The organism is Aeromonas genomosp. paramedia (assembly GCF_023093515.1).
Classification (GTDB): domain Bacteria; phylum Pseudomonadota; class Gammaproteobacteria; order Enterobacterales; family Aeromonadaceae; genus Aeromonas.
On sequence record NZ_JAAROG010000017.1, the window covers coordinates 242635 to 259210 of the forward strand.

At 55.1% G+C, this 16576-nt stretch carries 17 protein-coding genes; 10 read left to right on the top strand and 7 right to left on the bottom strand.

Translation table 11 applies throughout. The annotated features are described in order from the left end of the window. The first annotated feature begins 93 nt into the window (after window positions 1-93). The 9 genes from pseB to HB860_RS11675 are packed head-to-tail and all read left to right on the top strand — an operon-like array spanning window position 94 to window position 8235. Complete coding sequence (gene pseB / locus HB860_RS11635; RefSeq protein ID WP_247626748.1) at window positions 94-1098, top strand: UDP-N-acetylglucosamine 4,6-dehydratase (inverting); 1005 nt, start codon at window positions 94-96, stop codon at window positions 1096-1098. Further along, window positions 1095-2237 (top strand): UDP-4-amino-4,6-dideoxy-N-acetyl-beta-L-altrosamine transaminase, encoded by a 1143-nt coding sequence (gene pseC, locus HB860_RS11640; RefSeq protein ID WP_247626749.1) that lies wholly within the window; start codon window positions 1095-1097, stop codon window positions 2235-2237. The genes pseB and pseC overlap by 4 nt, the downstream gene beginning before the upstream one ends. Then, complete coding sequence (locus HB860_RS11645; protein ID WP_247626750.1) at window positions 2228-3073, top strand: aldo/keto reductase; 846 nt, start codon at window positions 2228-2230, stop codon at window positions 3071-3073. The genes pseC and HB860_RS11645 overlap by 10 nt, the downstream gene beginning before the upstream one ends. Next, window positions 3070-3825 (top strand): cytidylyltransferase domain-containing protein, encoded by a 756-nt coding sequence (locus HB860_RS11650; RefSeq protein WP_247626751.1) that lies wholly within the window; start codon window positions 3070-3072, stop codon window positions 3823-3825. The genes HB860_RS11645 and HB860_RS11650 overlap by 4 nt, the downstream gene beginning before the upstream one ends. After that, entirely contained in the window at window positions 3822-5111 is a 1290-nt protein-coding gene (locus HB860_RS11655; RefSeq protein WP_247626752.1) for an aminotransferase class III-fold pyridoxal phosphate-dependent enzyme, read from the top strand. The genes HB860_RS11650 and HB860_RS11655 overlap by 4 nt, the downstream gene beginning before the upstream one ends. Next, entirely contained in the window at window positions 5112-6056 is a 945-nt protein-coding gene (locus HB860_RS11660) for a hypothetical protein (RefSeq protein WP_247626753.1), read from the top strand. Then, the gene (gene pseH, locus HB860_RS11665; RefSeq protein WP_247626754.1) at window positions 6038-6601 is read left to right on the top strand and encodes a UDP-4-amino-4,6-dideoxy-N-acetyl-beta-L-altrosamine N-acetyltransferase; all 564 of its coding nucleotides are present in this window, start codon (window positions 6038-6040) and stop codon (window positions 6599-6601) included. The genes HB860_RS11660 and pseH overlap by 19 nt, the downstream gene beginning before the upstream one ends. After that, a complete protein-coding gene (gene pseI, locus HB860_RS11670) occupies window positions 6598-7638 on the top strand; it encodes a pseudaminic acid synthase (RefSeq protein WP_247626755.1) in 1041 nt (346 codons plus the stop codon). Before pseH ends, pseI begins: the two co-directional genes overlap by 4 nt. Before the next feature lie 39 nt (window positions 7639-7677). Continuing rightward, entirely contained in the window at window positions 7678-8235 is a 558-nt protein-coding gene (locus tag HB860_RS11675; protein ID WP_247626756.1) for a GNAT family N-acetyltransferase, read from the top strand. Between the two features lie 44 nt (window positions 8236-8279). Here the strand turns inward: HB860_RS11675 and HB860_RS11680 are convergent, their stop codons facing one another. The 7 genes from HB860_RS11680 to HB860_RS11710 form a co-directional block, all read right to left on the bottom strand. Continuing rightward, window positions 8280-10367: a motility associated factor glycosyltransferase family protein gene (locus tag HB860_RS11680; protein WP_247626757.1), complete on the bottom strand. Its 2088-nt coding sequence runs from the start codon at window positions 10365-10367 to the stop codon at window positions 8280-8282. Further along, the gene (locus HB860_RS11685) at window positions 10367-10693 is read right to left on the bottom strand and encodes a hypothetical protein (RefSeq protein ID WP_247626758.1); all 327 of its coding nucleotides are present in this window, start codon (window positions 10691-10693) and stop codon (window positions 10367-10369) included. Before HB860_RS11685 ends, HB860_RS11680 begins: the two co-directional genes overlap by 1 nt. After that, window positions 10690-11112 (bottom strand): flagellar export chaperone FliS, encoded by a 423-nt coding sequence (fliS, locus tag HB860_RS11690; RefSeq protein ID WP_247626759.1) that lies wholly within the window; start codon window positions 11110-11112, stop codon window positions 10690-10692. Before fliS ends, HB860_RS11685 begins: the two co-directional genes overlap by 4 nt. A 20-nt stretch (window positions 11113-11132) precedes the next feature. Further along, window positions 11133-12530, bottom strand: a complete 1398-nt coding sequence (gene fliD / locus HB860_RS11695) for a flagellar filament capping protein FliD (RefSeq protein ID WP_247626760.1) — start codon at window positions 12528-12530, stop codon at window positions 11133-11135. A 31-nt stretch (window positions 12531-12561) separates the two neighbouring features. Beyond that, window positions 12562-13020 carry a flagellar protein FlaG gene (locus HB860_RS11700; protein ID WP_247626761.1) on the bottom strand — a complete coding sequence of 153 codons (459 nt, stop codon included), beginning with the start codon at window positions 13018-13020 and terminating at the stop codon, window positions 12562-12564. 41 nt (window positions 13021-13061) lie between these two features. Beyond that, window positions 13062-13988: a flagellin gene (locus tag HB860_RS11705; RefSeq protein WP_247626762.1), complete on the bottom strand. Its 927-nt coding sequence runs from the start codon at window positions 13986-13988 to the stop codon at window positions 13062-13064. Window positions 13989-14614: 626 nt separating this feature from the next. Beyond that, the gene (locus tag HB860_RS11710) at window positions 14615-15544 is read right to left on the bottom strand and encodes a flagellin (RefSeq protein ID WP_247626763.1); all 930 of its coding nucleotides are present in this window, start codon (window positions 15542-15544) and stop codon (window positions 14615-14617) included. A 389-nt stretch (window positions 15545-15933) separates the two neighbouring features. Here HB860_RS11710 and HB860_RS11715 point away from each other — a divergent pair, with 389 nt between their 5' ends. Continuing rightward, window positions 15934-16566: a trimeric intracellular cation channel family protein gene (locus tag HB860_RS11715; RefSeq protein WP_168234748.1), complete on the top strand. Its 633-nt coding sequence runs from the start codon at window positions 15934-15936 to the stop codon at window positions 16564-16566. The last annotated feature ends 10 nt before the right edge of the window (window positions 16567-16576 follow it).

Sequence of the window (16576 nt, forward strand, 5' to 3'; positions counted from 1 at the left end):
CAGCGGGTTGGTCCTCCGATGGCTCGCGACAAGATATGGCATAGAATATGCTTTCCACTCTGACAGATACTCACTCCATAACGGGACTATGACATGTTCAACGGAAAAACGATCCTGATCACCGGGGGTACCGGCTCCTTTGGCAAGAAATTCATCGAGACGGTCCTCTCCCTGTACACGCCGAGCCGTTTGATCGTCTATTCCCGTGATGAACTCAAGCAATTCGAGATGCAGCAGCGCTTCAACCATCCCTGCATGCGCTACTTCATCGGCGATGTGCGCGATGCCGAGCGGCTCAACATGGCCATGCACGGCGTGGACTTCGTGGTCCATGCCGCCGCCCTCAAGCAGGTGCCGGCCGCCGAGTACAACCCCATGGAGTGCATCAAGACCAATATCTATGGGGCGGAAAATGTCATCAAGGCGGCCCTCAACAACGGGGTCGAGAAGGTAATCGCCCTCTCCACCGACAAGGCCGCCAACCCGGTCAACCTCTATGGTGCCACCAAGCTCTGCTCCGACAAGCTGTTCGTGGCCGCCAATAATATGGCGGGCAGGCACCCGACCATCTTCTCCGTAGTGCGCTACGGCAACGTGGTGGGTTCCCGCGGCTCTGTGGTGCCCTTCTTCGATCGGCTGATCAAGGAAAGGGCCAGCCGCCTGCCCATCACCCATGCCGAGATGACCCGCTTCTGGCTCACCCTGCAGCAGGGTGTGGAGTTCGTGCTGACCAACTTTGTCCGCATGAAGGGGGGGGAAGTGTTCGTTCCCAAGATCCCGTCCGTGCGCATCACGGATCTCGCCAGCGCCATGGCCCCCGAACTGCCCCAGGAGATCATCGGCATACGCCCGGGCGAGAAGCTGCACGAAGTGATGTGCCCGGCCGATGACTCCTACCATACCTATGAGTTCAATGACTATTACGTCATAGCCCCCAGCATCACCTTCACGAGTCGCAATAATGACTTCGCGATCAATACCCTGGGGGAACAGGCGACCCTGGTCGAGCCCGGCTTCGAATACAATTCCCTCAATAATCGCCATTTCCTGTCGATAGAGGAATTGAAAACGATGAACCAGCAGGTGCTAGCCGAATGATCCCCTATGGACGCCAATCCATCACAGATGAAGATATCGACGCCGTCGTTGCCGTCCTGAAGTCGGACTATCTGACACAGGGCGAGGCGGTCCCCGCCTTTGAACAGGGGCTGGCCGACTATTGCCATGCCCCCCATGTGATCGCCTGCAGCAACGGCACCACGGCCCTGCATCTCGCCTGTGCCGCGCTGGAACTGGGAGCGGATGACTGGGTCTGGGTCTCGGCCATCAGTTTCGTCGCCTCCGCCAACTGTGCCCGCTATTGCGGCGCCCAGGTGGACTTCGTCGATGTGGAACCCGATACCGGCAACCTCTGCGTGGCGGCGCTGCGCGAGAAGCTGCAAGGCGTTCAGAGCAGCCCTCGTCAGCCCAGGGCCCTGGTCGCCGTGCACCTGGCAGGCCAGCCCTGCGATCTTGCCGAGATTGGCGCCCTGTGCCGGCAATATGGCGTTCACCTCATCGAGGATGCCTGCCATGCCCTGGGGGCCAGCTATCAGGGGGACCCCATCGGCAGCTGTGCCCACAGCGACATGACCGTCTTCAGCTTCCACCCCGTGAAGCCCATCACCACGGGGGAAGGGGGCGCGGTGACCACCCGCAGTGCCGAGCTGGCCGCCAGGCTTCGCCTCTATCGCAGCCATGGCATCACCCGGGCCCCAGAGCAACTGAGCGTCGCCAGTCCGGGTGGCTGGTACTACGAGCAGCAGGTGCTCGGCTTCAACTACCGCCTGACCGACATCCAGGCGGCGCTGGGGTTAAGCCAGCTCGCTCGACTGCCGCAGTTCATCGACAGGCGTCGGCAGTTGGCCGCCCGCTACGACGAGCTGCTGACCCGACTGCCGGTGCAGCCCCTGCGCCAGATGGATGACTGCAGCAGTGGCTATCACCTCTATGTGGTCCGGGTTCACGACCGGGACCGGGTGTTTGCACAACTGAGGGAGGCCGGCATCGGCGTCAACGTCCACTACATGCCCATTCCGGCCCAGCCCTATTACCGTGATCTCGGCCATGACCCCGCCGATTATCCCGGTGCCCAGACCTATTACCGGCAAGCCATCAGCCTCCCCCTGTTCCCTGCCCTCTCATCGGCCGAGCAGGACAAGGTCGTCGAAGCCCTGGAGTCGGTGCTATGCGCCTAGCCCTCGGCACTGTCCAGTTCGGCCTCGATTACGGCATCAGCAACCACACTGGCGAGGTTGCTGATGCCGAGCTAGACGCCATCCTGACTCTGGCCCGCAAGCTGGGAATGGATACCCTGGACACAGCCCAGGCCTACGGCAAGGCCGAGACAAGGCTAGGGCTTTGCAACACCGCCGACTTTCAAGTCATCACCAAGCTGTCACCGAACATAGATGCCGCGAACCTAGCCTCCTCTTTGGGGTCCAGTCTGCAACGACTGGCCCGAGCCAGCGTCGAGGGCCTGCTGCTGCACCGCAGCCAGGACGCCAGCCCTGCCCTGTTCGAGCAGTTGGCGGATTTTCAGCATCAGGGCAAGGTGGGCAAGGTGGGGGTCTCCGTCTACTCCCCCGAGGAGCTGGCACTGTGGCTGGATCAGGGTTATTCCCTGGAGCTGGTGCAGCTCCCCGCCAACCTGCTCGATCAACGCTTCCTGCGCTCGGGCTGGCTCGACCGGTTGCAGGCCATGGGGTGTGAAATCCATGTGCGATCCCTCTTCCTGCAAGGCCTGCTGCTGATGCAGCCAGCCCTTCGTCCCGCTTATTTCGACGCCTTCAGTGAACCGCTCGCGCGGCTGGATGGTTGGCATCCCCACCTCTCCCCCCTCCACAAGGCGCTCGCCCTGATCCCGGCCCTGCCCCAGGTCAGCCGCTTCGTGGTGGGGGTCTGTCATGCCCACGAGCTGGCTGCCATCGCCTCGGCTTATGCCCATCTGCATCCGTGCCATGACGACGACCTGGCCTCCCTCACCTGCGACGAGCCGACCCTCATCAACCCAGCCTTGTGGAGAACATCATGATCCTCGGGATCCTGCAGGCCAGAGCCAGCTCTAGCCGACTGCCTGGCAAGGTGCTCAAGCCCCTGCTCGGCGAGCCCATGCTCGCCCGCCAGATTGAACGGCTCAAGCGTTCGACCAAGCTGGATCAGCTGATGGTCGCCACCAGCGACCAGCGCGAGGATGAGGCCATTGCAGCGCTCTGCACCCAGCTGGGGGTACCCTGTTTCCGCGGTCCGCTTGACGATGTGTTGCAGCGTTTTCATCTGGCCGCACAACCCTTCGGGGCCAGCCAGATAGTGCGGCTCACCGGGGATTGCCCCCTCGCGGATCCCGCTCTCATCGACGAGCTTATCGCGCTGCATCTGACCGGCGGTTACGACTACAGCAGCAACTGCTGGGATCCCAGCTACCCGGACGGCCTGGACGCCGAGATCTTAAGTGCCGCCACCCTGGACTTGCTCGCCGAGCGCGCACAGACACCGGCCCAGCGCGAGCACGTGACCTACTACATCCGCCAGCATGAGGATCAGTTCAAGATAGGGACATTGAGCCGTATCCCCAGCCTGGCCCACCTGCGCTGGACGGTGGACGAGCCCGCCGACTTCACCCTGGTCGAACAGATTTATCAGCGGCTTTATCCGGCAAACCCGGCATTTGCCACCAGCGACATTCTCGCCTTGCTGGCGCGGGAGCCGGCGCTTGCGACCCTGAACACTCAACATCAACGCAATGAGGGGCTGGCAAGCTCGCTGGCCAAGGAGAACCACTCATGACCTCACGTTATCAGCATTCACTGGCGCTCTCCGCCCGGGCCGAGCAGAGCATTCCTTTAGGCTCCCAGACCTTCTCCAAGAGCCGCCTCTGCTTCCCCTATGGCGCCGCCCCGCTCTTTATCGAGCGTGGCCAGGGCGCCAGGGTATGGGATGTGGATGGCAACGAGTATCTGGACTTTGCCAGCGGCCTGCTGGCCATCAGCCTGGGTTACTGCGACCCGGATGTGAACCAGGCCGTGCTGGAGCAGCTCAATCTGGGCTCCATCTTCTCCCTTCCCCATCGGCTGGAAACCGAGGTCGCGGAGCAGCTGATCGAGCTTATCCCCTGCGCCGAGATGGTTCGCTTTGGCAAGAACGGCACCGACGCCACCTCCGCCTGCATCCGTCTCTCCCGTGCCGTCACCGGTCGGGAGCGGGTCGCCGTCTGCGGCTACCACGGCTGGCAAGACTGGTACATCGGCTCCACCACCCGCCATCTGGGGGTGCCCGAGTGCGTACGCGATCTGACCCACCGCTTCGACTACAACGATCTGGGCTCCCTCAGGGCCCAGCTGGAAGCCCATCCCGGCGAGTTTGCCGCCGTGATCCTGGAGCCCATGAACGTCGCCTGGCCCGCCCCGGACTTCCTGCCCGGTCTGCGCCAGCTCTGCGACGAACACGGCGCCCTGCTCATCTTCGATGAGACCATCACCGGCTTTCGCTTCCACCTCGGCGGCGCCCAGACCCTGTTCGGGGTCACTCCGGATCTGGCCGCCTTTGGCAAGGGCATGGCCAACGGCTTCCCCATCTCCGCCGTGGTGGGTCGCCGCCAGTACATGGGCCGCATGGAGGATATCTTCTTCTCCGGCACCTTCGGCGGCGATGCCATCGCCCTGGCGGCGGCCAACGCCGTCATCAGGAAGATGCGCCGGCTCGACGTGCCCGCCAGACTGGCCGAGCGGGGCCAGCAACTGCTGAGCGGACTCGATACCCTGCTCCAGCAGTTGAACGCCCCGAGCTGGCTGCAAAGCGCCGGCCACCCGAGCTGGAGCTTCCTGCTCATCGGCGACTCGGCCAACCACTCCAGCTGGCTGCTGAAAAGCTACTTCATCCAGGAGTTGTGCAAGCGCGGCATTCTCAGCCTCGGCAGCCACAACCTCAATCTCGCCCACAGCGAACAGGACGTTCACACTCTTCTGGCCGGCTATGCCGATATCCTGCCGGCGCTTATCCGGCTGGATGCAGACAAGGCCATTCATCAGGCCCTGGATGGCGAACCCATCCAGCCGGTGTTCAAGGTGCGTTGAGTGTTGCCACTGTGGATCTTCAGTGAAGGGGACAGAGTCCGGGGCCTGGGGCACCTCAGCCGTTGCAGCGCCTATGCGCAGGCCTGGCGACAACAGGGGGGCGCTGTCCACTGGGTGGTCGAGGGCGATGATCTTGCCAGCGCCCTGCTCAAGGAGGAGCCCGTCAGTTGGGAAAACTGGCAGCAACACCCCATCTCCCCACGGCAGGCGGTCGCCATCGTCGACTCCTACTCGGCCAGCCTGGCCACGCTTGAGAGCATCGCAGCCGGTTTCCTGCGGGTGATTTATCTCGATGACACCGAGCGCCTGGACTATCCAGAGGGGTTGGTGATCCACGCCAGTCCGGGCGCACCTGGCAACAAGTCCGGCCCCGCGCTATGGCAGTGGGGGCCCGGCTGGCAACCCCTGCGCCCCCCGTTCTGGTCCCTTCCCGCCCGAACCCGGGTTCCCGAGCGCATCGAGCGCATCCTGATCATCATGGGGGGAACCGACGTGCGCGATCTCACTCCCGGGTTGGTCACCTGGCTAAGCCAGCACTGTCCGGAGGTGGAGCTGGACGTCGTCATCCGGGAGCATGACCCGCGGCTGTCGGGATGCAGGCAACATCACCGCCTCAATGCCAGCCAGATGGCCGCTCTCATGTGTCGCTGTGATCTGGCCATCAGCAGTGCCGGACAGGTGACCTATGAGCTGGCGCGCTGTGGTCTGCCGGGCATCCTTGTCGGCGTTGCCGACAACCAGGCCAGTCAGCTGGCTGGCTGGTGCGGCCCGGACGCCTTCCTCCTGGGCGGCTGGTGGCATGATGTCGACTTGCTCTCCCGGCTGGAACAAGGGCTGGCAAGACTGGCGGATCCGGACGAACGCATTAGACGAGCACACAAGCTGCAAGCGCTGATGGCAGGAAACGGCACCCTGGAGGCCCTCTCATGGCTCAACCAGAGATAAACCTGCAGCGCCGCTTCGAGCTGGCCGGTGTCACCCTCATCCCTTTCGCCATGCTGGACGAGCAGCAGGTAGTGGCGGTCTGGCAGATGCGCACACATCCAGACATTGCGCACTGGATGAACAGTGGCGGCGACATCAGCCTGGAATCACATCGCACCTTCATGGCTCGCCAGCATCAGGACACCCGCAACATCAACTATCTCTGCCAGGACAACGCGGGTCCTGTCGGCGTCATCTCCCTGCACCGGCTTGACTGGCACAATCGCCTGGCCTGGCTCGGGATCTATCGCAATCCCTGGCGCAGCGAGAAACGGCTGGGCGCGCGCCTGCTGACCGCCGTCAACCGGCTCGCCTTCGAGATCGCCCACCTGCACACTCTCAAGCTGGAGGTCGCCGCAGACAATGAAAGAGCCATTCAAGCCTATCTGAGAGCAGGCTTTCGCCATGAAGGCACCTGGCGGGAGGCCGTCTATCGCCCCCATACAACAAACCATGTGGATCTCGTGCTGATGGGGATCACTGAACAGGAGTGGACACATTCATGACCCAAACCATGGCGAGTGCCATCAATCCGGATCGGTGTTTCATCATCGCCGAGCTGTCTGCCAACCACGGCCACTCCCTGGAGACGGCGCTGGCGACGGTACGGGCGGCCAAGGCGTGCGGCGCCGATGCCATCAAGATCCAGACCTACACGGCCGACACCATCACCCTGGATTGCGACAACGAGTATTTCCAGATCAATCAGGGCACCATCTGGGATGGCACCACGCTCTACAAGCTCTACCAGGAGGCCTATACCCCCTGGGAGTGGCATGCCGCCATCCAGGCCGAGGCGCACAAAGAGGGGCTGGTCTTCTTCTCCACCCCCTTTGATGTCACAGCAGTCGATTTTCTGGAAGACCTCGATGTCCCCCTCTACAAGATCGCCTCGTTCGAAATCACCGACATTCCCCTGATCGAATACGCGGCCAGCAAGGGCAAGCCGATGATCATCTCGACCGGCATCGCGACCCTGGCCGATATCGATGCCGCCGTGCAGGCCTGCCGCCGCATGGGCAATCAGGATATTACCCTGCTCAAGTGCACCTCCTCCTACCCCGCCCCGGTAGAGGAGGCCAACCTGCTCACCATTCCCAACCTGGCGCAGACCTTCGGGGTCAAGGCCGGGTTGTCGGATCACACCCTCGGCTATGTGGTTGCAATTGCTGCAGTTGCATTAGGTGCAACAGTAATTGAGAAACATTTTATTATAGATCGTGCGCTCGGTGGACCTGACGCCTCGTTTTCATTAACACCAAATGAATTTAAGTTAATGGTGGAAGGAGTGCGGCAAGCGGAAGCTGCGTTAGGGTCTGTAAGTTATACGATGACAGAAAAAACTATTGCAAGCAGAAAATTTGCACGTTCTCTATTTGTTTGCTGCGACATTAAAGCTGGTGAAACATTAACCACAAAAAATGTCCGTTCTGTTCGACCAGATGATGGTCTACCACCTATTGAACTACCTAACGTTCTAGGACGTAAAGCAAAAAAATACATTCCACTAGGAACACCATTAACTTGGGATCTACTTATCTAACCTTGACATAATCAATATTGCTATTAATAGGGTTGATATATGACTTCTGATTTAATTTACTTAGTACAAAATGTCACGAGCAATAATTCGTCAATTATTATTCGAAATTTAACAATTGCTGATATTAACCAAACCTATTGTAACTGGCTTAATGAACCTGATGTAAACAAATATCTTGAATCTAGATTTATCAATTGGAATCTACCTTCTCTAAGGAAATACTTTCATGAAAAAAACAAAACAGAATTAATGTTAGCCATTGTAGATAGTGAACATAACTTGCACATTGGAAATATAAAAATTTCATCTATCGAAAAAATACATAAAAGAGCAGAGTTAGGAATTATCATTGGTGACCGAAATTATTGGGGGAAAGGTATTGCAACAGCTGCAATAAAAATGGTTACTGACTATTGCTTTACTATCCTTGAACTTCATAAAGTGACTGCTGGTGCTTATGCAGAAAATATCTCATCTATCAAAGCTTTTCAGAAGAATGGTTTTACAATTGAAGGGGAAAGAAAAGATCACTGTTTGACCCCATCTGGTTGGACCTCCGTCATCTTAATGGGAAAGATAAATAAGAATATAAGCTAATTTTATAAAATGCCGAACTCGTGTCGGCATTTTATTTTATGAACTCATACCCTAAATAAATTCATAACCTCATTATCGACCATATCTATACTGTCAAAAGCTTTTGGATACATCTCTTTCGTTTTTGCTAAAAATTCAAGCCAGATATCAATCGCCGGCTTCATCAATGCCAAAGTTTCTTCTTCACCTTCAAATGAATATAAAATTGTACTTAGCAAGGTAAACATATAATTCATTGAGCCGACCATTATTTGAGAGATATGTCTGTGGCGAGTGGCAGCTATTTGATTTATATAACCTAGATTGCGTAACATTAACTGATTCAATTCATTACGAGACATAAATATCTGTTGCCATTCGACCATCATTTTGTCGATTAAAACATTGAAGAATTCGATGTCCAGCAACGGGACAAAATCTTGCTTCGATAAGGGAATTGGGGCACATAGTGCCTCTATCTCCTCAAGAAAAGCGGACTTATCAATCGTCAAAGAAAGGTTAATCTCCATACTGGGTAAGGCCCTAGCATTCTCTATTTTGACACCATCACTACAATTAAAGCAACGAACATCATCATTTGCAGCTAGTACTTTCTCTATAATGCGACGAGAAGTATCAAACATAGCATTGCTGATAACCATGCCACCAAAATTGCCATCTCTCTGCCACTGATTATTGCCAAACATTAGATCGCCTAGAATCTTGGCATTTTCCTGATTATTATAATAGGAACTGAACTTTGAATGGTGATAACCTTTGTTTTTATAACCATTATCTAGGCCAAATAAATAAATTTCTTTGAAACCCAGATGTATGGGGACACTGACACCTATATTGCCAACCAACGGATTAACACCATTGAGCGTAAGAGAGTGTTGCAAGTCAGGGAAATATGCTTGACAAAGTTCAACTCCTGGCTCAGCAGGTTTGAATACAAATACAGATTTATCAAATAATTTAGAACAATCAGGATGAGTAACGTCCGTGGTGAACAGTAAAATATCGCGAAGATACTCAGGGTCATTCAAACCAATCAGAAAATCATAAACAATTTTGGTTCGCTCTACCGTAACATGAATATCTGGCCTGATACCAACTCTATGCAATGCCGAAATGGCACTACCACAGGATATAATTATGGCCTTATCTTTATTTTTCTTGACAATCTCAATAGACTCATCCAAAGAAGGTCCATTTGCGACGATAAACACAGGCATTCGCTGATATTTTGATGAGATTTTTCGGTCTCTTTTCAAAAAAGGAACAGCCCTCTCGATATTATTGATAGTGTGAGACAAAGCAATTAAGTTATCGTCAAAAAAACCCCACCCCATTGCTAGCAGATAATATTCTTGCTGCACCTTCTCCATCAATTTTTTTATTTTTTCATTCTGATACCCCCACATAATAAAAGCTTTTGCACTCAGGAAAGAACCCCGTTCCTGAATAGCCATTGCAAAGTCTTTTACGATGCTTTCTTCATCCTGCCCCAGCAAGATATGCAACCCCAAATTCTCTCGATGCAAATAATCCAATAGCGGTGCCCAATCGAAGCAAAACAAGGATGCATAAAATAAATCCAGGTCGGGCTCAAACAAAAAAAGAGTACCGATCTTACATTTCTCATAGAGATAACCGAGATGGTAACCCAGCCCTACCCCAAAAATCAGAGCACTCGGTGCTTCATGAGGCATCTTGGTCAGCATCTCTTTCCGCGAGGCTATGTCATCGAGATAAGTGTTGAGCTTGTTGAGATATTCCACATGTATAAAGCTAAGAGGGTTGCTCTCCTTACTAAAGGAGAATCTTGACAATGTCCTCTTCTCCATAAATTCATTCACCAACGTCTCGCAGATGAGATAAGGCTCCTTGCCGTAGACGGCGACGTCATCGTCCAGCCAAGTCAGATTCGGCTGGCCATTTTCGTTGCAGAAGATCCGGAATGGGCGTACCGGTTGATAGGCCTCATACATCTTGGCGATGTGGGGGATATATTGGCGAAACGCCGACATATTCTGTTCAAATCTCAGCGGCAACGCCACTGCCATTGCGGCTTCCTGTTCCGCCTGCTGCTGGAGTCGCTGTGCATCCTGCTCAGCTTGCATCAGGGCGGAATCGACATTGAGCGACATCAGAACTCCTTGCTGTTCACACGATAGGCCTGACCGGCCTTGTTGGCTCTCCCGAACAGGGTCAACTGTTCGAAAATGGCATGATGATGAGCTGCTACCAGGGCTTTCGTGCTCTCTTCTTGAAGTGACAGCTCGCCAGCCAGGGCCGCAACAGCCTGTTGTTGCTCAGGTTCATCTTGAGCAAGCTGCACCAGACGACCTATCAGCACCAACCGCTCATCCATGCACGACAGGACCTCATCATATTGCTGCTGTTGCAATAGGGCGTCCATCAAGCGGGTATTTTCCCGCAGTGCGTCATCGAGCTCGGTGAGAATGGCTCTCACAGCTCACCCAACTGCTGTCTCATCTGATAACCCTGCTGTTTTTCAGCCTCGGGCAATTGATCCCAACCGGATTTGATGGTCAGCATCAGTCCCATGACCTCTTCCAGGGGGGTGATATCGCGCGCCAGACTGGCATCCCAGATACGTTCGTCCATATAGGCGTAAAGCCCATAAAGGTCTTCTGCCATGGCCCCCTGGCTCATATCCAGGGCATCCTGCAAACCATGCAGCAACCCTTGCGCCTTGGAAATGGCTACCGATTTTGCTTCCATGTCCTGGCGCTCGATGGCCCCCTTGGCTTGTGCCAGACGTTCCAGGCAGCCCTGCATCATCAGTTGAATGACACGGTGAGGATCCGCCGTGGCCAGATCGGCTGCGAGGTTGCCTGCGGTATAGGCTTTGATATTGCGCTTGTACATATTTCAATACTCTCGATCTATCAAGAATTCTGATAACTCGTCTGCAATGTTGCCAATGCAGAAGCAGAACTGTTCATCTTGACCAGCAAGGCATCCAGACTGCCGTACTGGGCGCGCAATGCCGCTTCATACTTCGCCAACTGGGCATTGGCCGTCGCCGTTTTCTGGGTCAGCGCACGCAAGTCAGAGTTCAAGACATCTTCTCGTTGCGCCAGCATGCCGCCGCTCTTGGTATATTCTTTCAAGCCGGTATTCAAGGTGCCCGCCAGCCCCTTCTCGCCACCAAACAGTGCCACCACCTGATCGAAGTTCTTGTCGACGGCTTCGCCAAACTTCGTCTTGTCGAGAGAGAGCTTGCCCTTGTTGTCCATCTTGATACCGACCTCGAAGATGGTGGAGTAGGTACCGCTGTTCTGGGAAGGGCTGACCAGCAGATTGCTCATGAATGACTCGATGGCTCTTGTGGTTGAGTCACCGGCCAGGGCGCCGCCATCATCCTGCTTCACGCCACCCACGAAGGTGTTGCGTTTGCCCAGGGTATTCATCTTGTCTTGCAGGGTGTTGTAACCATCCACGAACTGCTGGACAAGCTCCTGAATAGAGGTCTTGTCGGTCGTGATATCGACCTTGTTTGCCTTGAGATCCCCCGCACTGTCTTTATCCGACACGCGCAGCACCGTCACCTTGAGGTCCTGAATTGAATCATCAAAGGTGTTGGTGTCACTCTTGAGGACATTGCCATCCACGGAGATCTCGGCACTGCTGGCCGCACGAGTCTGGTTCATGACACCGCCACCCGCCTCGAAGATGGCAAGCTCGGCGGTATTCCCGGTGATGGTCAAATCTTTGCCATCGCCCGAGATGCCGGAGTCGATCACCAGCTTGGCCTTGCCATCCGCCGTGTTCACTATGTTGGCGCTGAGGCCGAAGTTGTCGCCATTGCTGTTGATGCTTTTACGGATATCTTGCAGGGTGTCCCCAGCCTTAACATCAACCTTGAACGTCTTGTCACCCGCCTTGAAGGTCAGTTGCCCATCCTGAGTCGCCAGAGGAGTGGTCGAACTGTCGAAGATCCCCTCCTGACGGCTCGTTTGTGCCAACTTATTGACGATGATGTTGTATTGCCCATTGGAGGCGCCAGACTTGCTCTCCACCTTCAAAATGGGGTCATCTTTACTCTGGGTGATGTTGATTGCACGTTTGTTGAACGCACCTGGCGCACTCAATTTATCAAGAATGTCGGTAAAGGCAGAGATGGAGGATTTCAGCTGACCTATGCCAGACAAGGTGATCTGGGTGCTGTTTTGCTTGGTGATGATCGGTTGCTGCAACTGAGCTTTTTTGGCCTCCACACTTGCCGCGATCACGTTCTCAAGCTGAAGCCCGGACCCCGCCCCTGCTGAAGTAATTGCCATCACATCCTCCTGTCTATCGACTTAAAATATCAGGTCACACCTGGCCATCGAACAGCAGTCCAGAGAGACCGGAACCATTGCCATTCGCCTGTTCCAGGGATTGCAACCTCTTGCTTATCAAGAGCATTTCTTCACTCGGGATCTGTCGGATAACTTGTTTGGTATCCACATCAATGACCTTGATGACCGGCTGCTCCAGCTCGGGAACCAGACTGAAGTTGATCGTCCATCCCTTCATCTTGCTCAAGTTGTCCAAGCGTTCTTGCAATTCTTGGGCCTGTTTTTCTATATAGGCCTTGTCAATGCTCGGCTTGACTGCCTTGATGTGCGTCGGCGGCTCCTGCGATGCCTTGGTTGCCGACTCGACGCCTTTCTGTTCGGCCACATCATGTCCACCCGCAACGGATGAAGAAGCAGACATGGCGGCCTGAGGGCCGCCATGTTGAGTCAGCGTCGAAGAAACAGAAGGCATGGCTATCGATTCATTGGCCATCTGCTGCTCCTCATATCAATGATGTTGACGTTACGGCCCGCTTAACCCAGCAGTTGCAGTGCAGACTGCGGACGCTGGTTGGCCTGCGCCAGGATGCTGGACGCTGCCTGCTGCAGGATGTTCTGCTTGGTCATATTGGCAGTCTCGGTCGCAAAGTCCGCATCGCGGATACGAGAGCGCGCGGCACTGACGTTTTCCGAAATATTGGACTGGTTGCGAATAGTCGAATCTAACCGGTTCTGCACCGCCCCCAACTCGGCACGCTTGCCATCGACCACCTTTAACATAGCATCCGCAGCCGCCAGTACTCGCTGTGCGGTAGACTGGGTGCCAATGTTGATAGAACCAGCAGCACCACCACCGAAAATACTGCTTATCTTATGGGCAGACTGCACAGAACCATTTGGGCCAGCCGCAACACTAACAGTGCCTGAAGCGGTCGATGCAGCTGCTGCAATCCCTGAAATACTAAAACCACCAGTCTGATTCAGGTTAAAACCGATAGTTTGATCGGCATCGGCACCAACTTGGAATTTTCCCTTATAGTTGCCATCCAGCAACTTAGTACCGGCGAAAGTGGTATCTTTGGAGATGCGGTTAATTTCCGCCCCCAGTTGATCCACCTCTTTTTGCAGCGCCACGCGATCATTAGCGGAATTGGAGCCGTTGGCGGATTGCTGGGCCAAGGTACGCATGCGTTGCAGCATGCCAGTCACTTCGTCCATCGCCCCTTCTGCGGTCTGTGCCAAGGAGATACCGTCGTTGGCATTGCGGTTGCCCTGATCCAGACCGTTGATCTGGGAGGTCAGGCGGTTGGAAATCTGCAGACCCGCCGCATCGTCCTTGGCGCTGTTGATACGTAAGCCGGACGCCAGGCGAGTATAAGAGGTATCCATTGATTTGCTGGTATTCATCAAGTTGCGCTGCGCGTTCAATGATGAAGTGTTGGTATTGATAAACATGGCCATAAAAGATTTCTCCTGATGAACAAGAAACTGCAGGCTCTGTTTGCATCTATGCAGCCAGGGTCCCACCGTTCAGATGGACAGATTGAACGGTCTGTGCCATCTGGCGGGCCCTTTGTTTGAACGGACACAGGACCCGCAGTCGCGCAAATGTTGGTTTTCCGAACACCCTTCAATTTGCTTCACACTCTGTAGCGGCAGCCCCATCGGAAGCTTTAGGAAATTTATTGCCGCCCTCATCAACAAAGAGGCAAAGCCTCTCCGCCCAGAATAAGCGTTGCTGGCAATGGGACATCGTCGTTAAGTCGTAAACGAATTTAGAGAAGGGGATTTGCAACCGACGCACCATCCCAGAGAGAAATTGGCATGGTTTGTGCTGAAATTTATGTGTCGTCGATTTTCCGACGCCCATAAAAAAGGCCGACAATGTCGGCCAAAGAAGAGCTTACGCTCAGGAGAACAACCTCGAGGGTGACAGAGTGAACGATCTGCGCAACACTCGAGGGGTATACCAATAAAGAACTTCTCTTTTGATAGGACAAGGCGTAAATCCGAACACCCCATTGTTCCATCTTGTTTACCAGGGCGGCCTGAACAACCGCCCTTTTCTTTTTCTCGGCATCAGGACCTTAGCTCTGCAGCAGGGAGAGTGCAGACTGCGGACGCTGGTTGGCCTGCGCCAGGATGCTGGACGCTGCCTGCTGCAGGATGTTCTGCTTGGTCATATTGGCAGTCTCGGTCGCAAAGTCCGCATCGCGGATACGAGAGCGCGCGGCACTGACGTTTTCCGAAATATTGGACTGGTTGCGAATAGTCGAATCTAACCGGTTCTGCACCGCCCCCAACTCGGCACGCTTGCCATCGACCACCTTTAACATAGCATCCGCAGCCGCCAGTACTCGCTGTGCGGTAGACTGGGTGCCAATGTTGATAGAACCAGCAGCACCACCACCGAAAATACTGCTTATCTTATGGGCAGACTGCACGGAACCATTTGGGCCAGCCGCAACACTCACAGTGCCTGAAGCGGTCGACGCAGCTGCCGCAATCCCTGAAATACTAAAGCCACCAGTCTGATTCAGATTAAAACCGATAGTTTGATCGGCATCGGCTCCGACCTGAAATTTGCCTTTAAAAGTCCCATCTAGCAGCTTGGTGCCTGCGAAAGTCGTCGCGGTGGAGATACGATTGATCTCTGCACTCAACTGATCCACCTCTTTTTGCAGTGCAACCCGATCGCTCGTGGAGTTAGAACCGTTGGCCGATTGCTGGGCCAGGGTACGCATACGCTGCAGCATACTGGTCACTTCGTCCATGGCCCCTTCAGCAGTTTGTGCTAGGGAGATGCCGTCGTTGGCGTTGCGGTTGCCCTGATCCAGACCGTTGATCTGGGAGGTCAGACGGTTGGAGATCTGCAGACCTGCCGCATCGTCCTTGGCGCTGTTGATGCGCAGGCCGGAGGCCAGACGAGTGTAGGAGCTGTCCAGAGATTTGGTGCTGTTCATCATGTTACGCTGAGCGTTGAGCGATGAAACGTTGGTATTGATATACAGACTCATAATTTTTCTCCTAAGCTATTAAATTTTATCTTTAATTCACTCAGGCTTTATTTTGTTTTGTGCCTGATATGTTTAGTTAACGGCGCTGTTTGGTAAGACTTTAATTTCTTTTTTCTGCCTTTTTGGCAGTAATCGCCGCCTAACCTATATATCGGCCTCTATTTCCCAGCCTTGAGAAAAAAATCAGAATTTTTGTCGCAGATCCCCAACCGACCCGCAGATAGGTGGCCAGATCCCGCACCCGCTGGGTCTGTGCTGCCAGTCACCCGTCCTCCCCTGCCCCCCAGAAACCCGCTCTGGCTCCCACTTTTGCATGCCGGCATTGCTCACACGCGCCCCTTGCCCCTAAAATCGCCGCCCCATCATTTATTGGACGTGAGTTGTTCTCCATGCAGACACTGGTTGAGCAGATTGTTTACATCAGCGACATGTTTGGTACTGCGGTATTCGCGTTTTCGGGAGTATTGGTGGCAGGGCGCCTTCGAATGGACGGCTTCGGCGTCATGGTGCTGGCCGCGGTGACCGCCATCGGTGGTGGCACCATACGTGACATGATCCTGGGCGCCACCCCGGTATTCTGGGTACGCGACCCCCTCTACATCTGGGTGGTGATCGCCACGGCCCTCATCGGCATGTGGATGGTCAAGTTGCCCCGCCGCATGCCCTGGTATGTGCTGCCGGTGGCCGACGCCTTCGGGCTGGCGCTCTTTACCGTGATAGGCGCCCAGAAGGCGCTCAACTTCGGCACCTCAGGGCTGATTGCGGTGCTCATGGGCACCATGACAGGGGTTGCTGGCGGCATGATCCGGGACGTGCTGGCCCGGGAAGTGCCCATGGTGCTGCAAAAGGAGATCTATGCCACCGCCTGCATCCTGGGGGGCATCCTCTATACCCTGGCGCTGGAGGTCAACATGGACAGGGTCACCGCCATGCTCATCTGCATGACGACCGTTTTTGGCCTGCGCGTGGCGGCCATCTACTGGCACCTCTCCCTGCCGACCTTCTCGTTGCAGCGCAACTGAACCTGGGCTG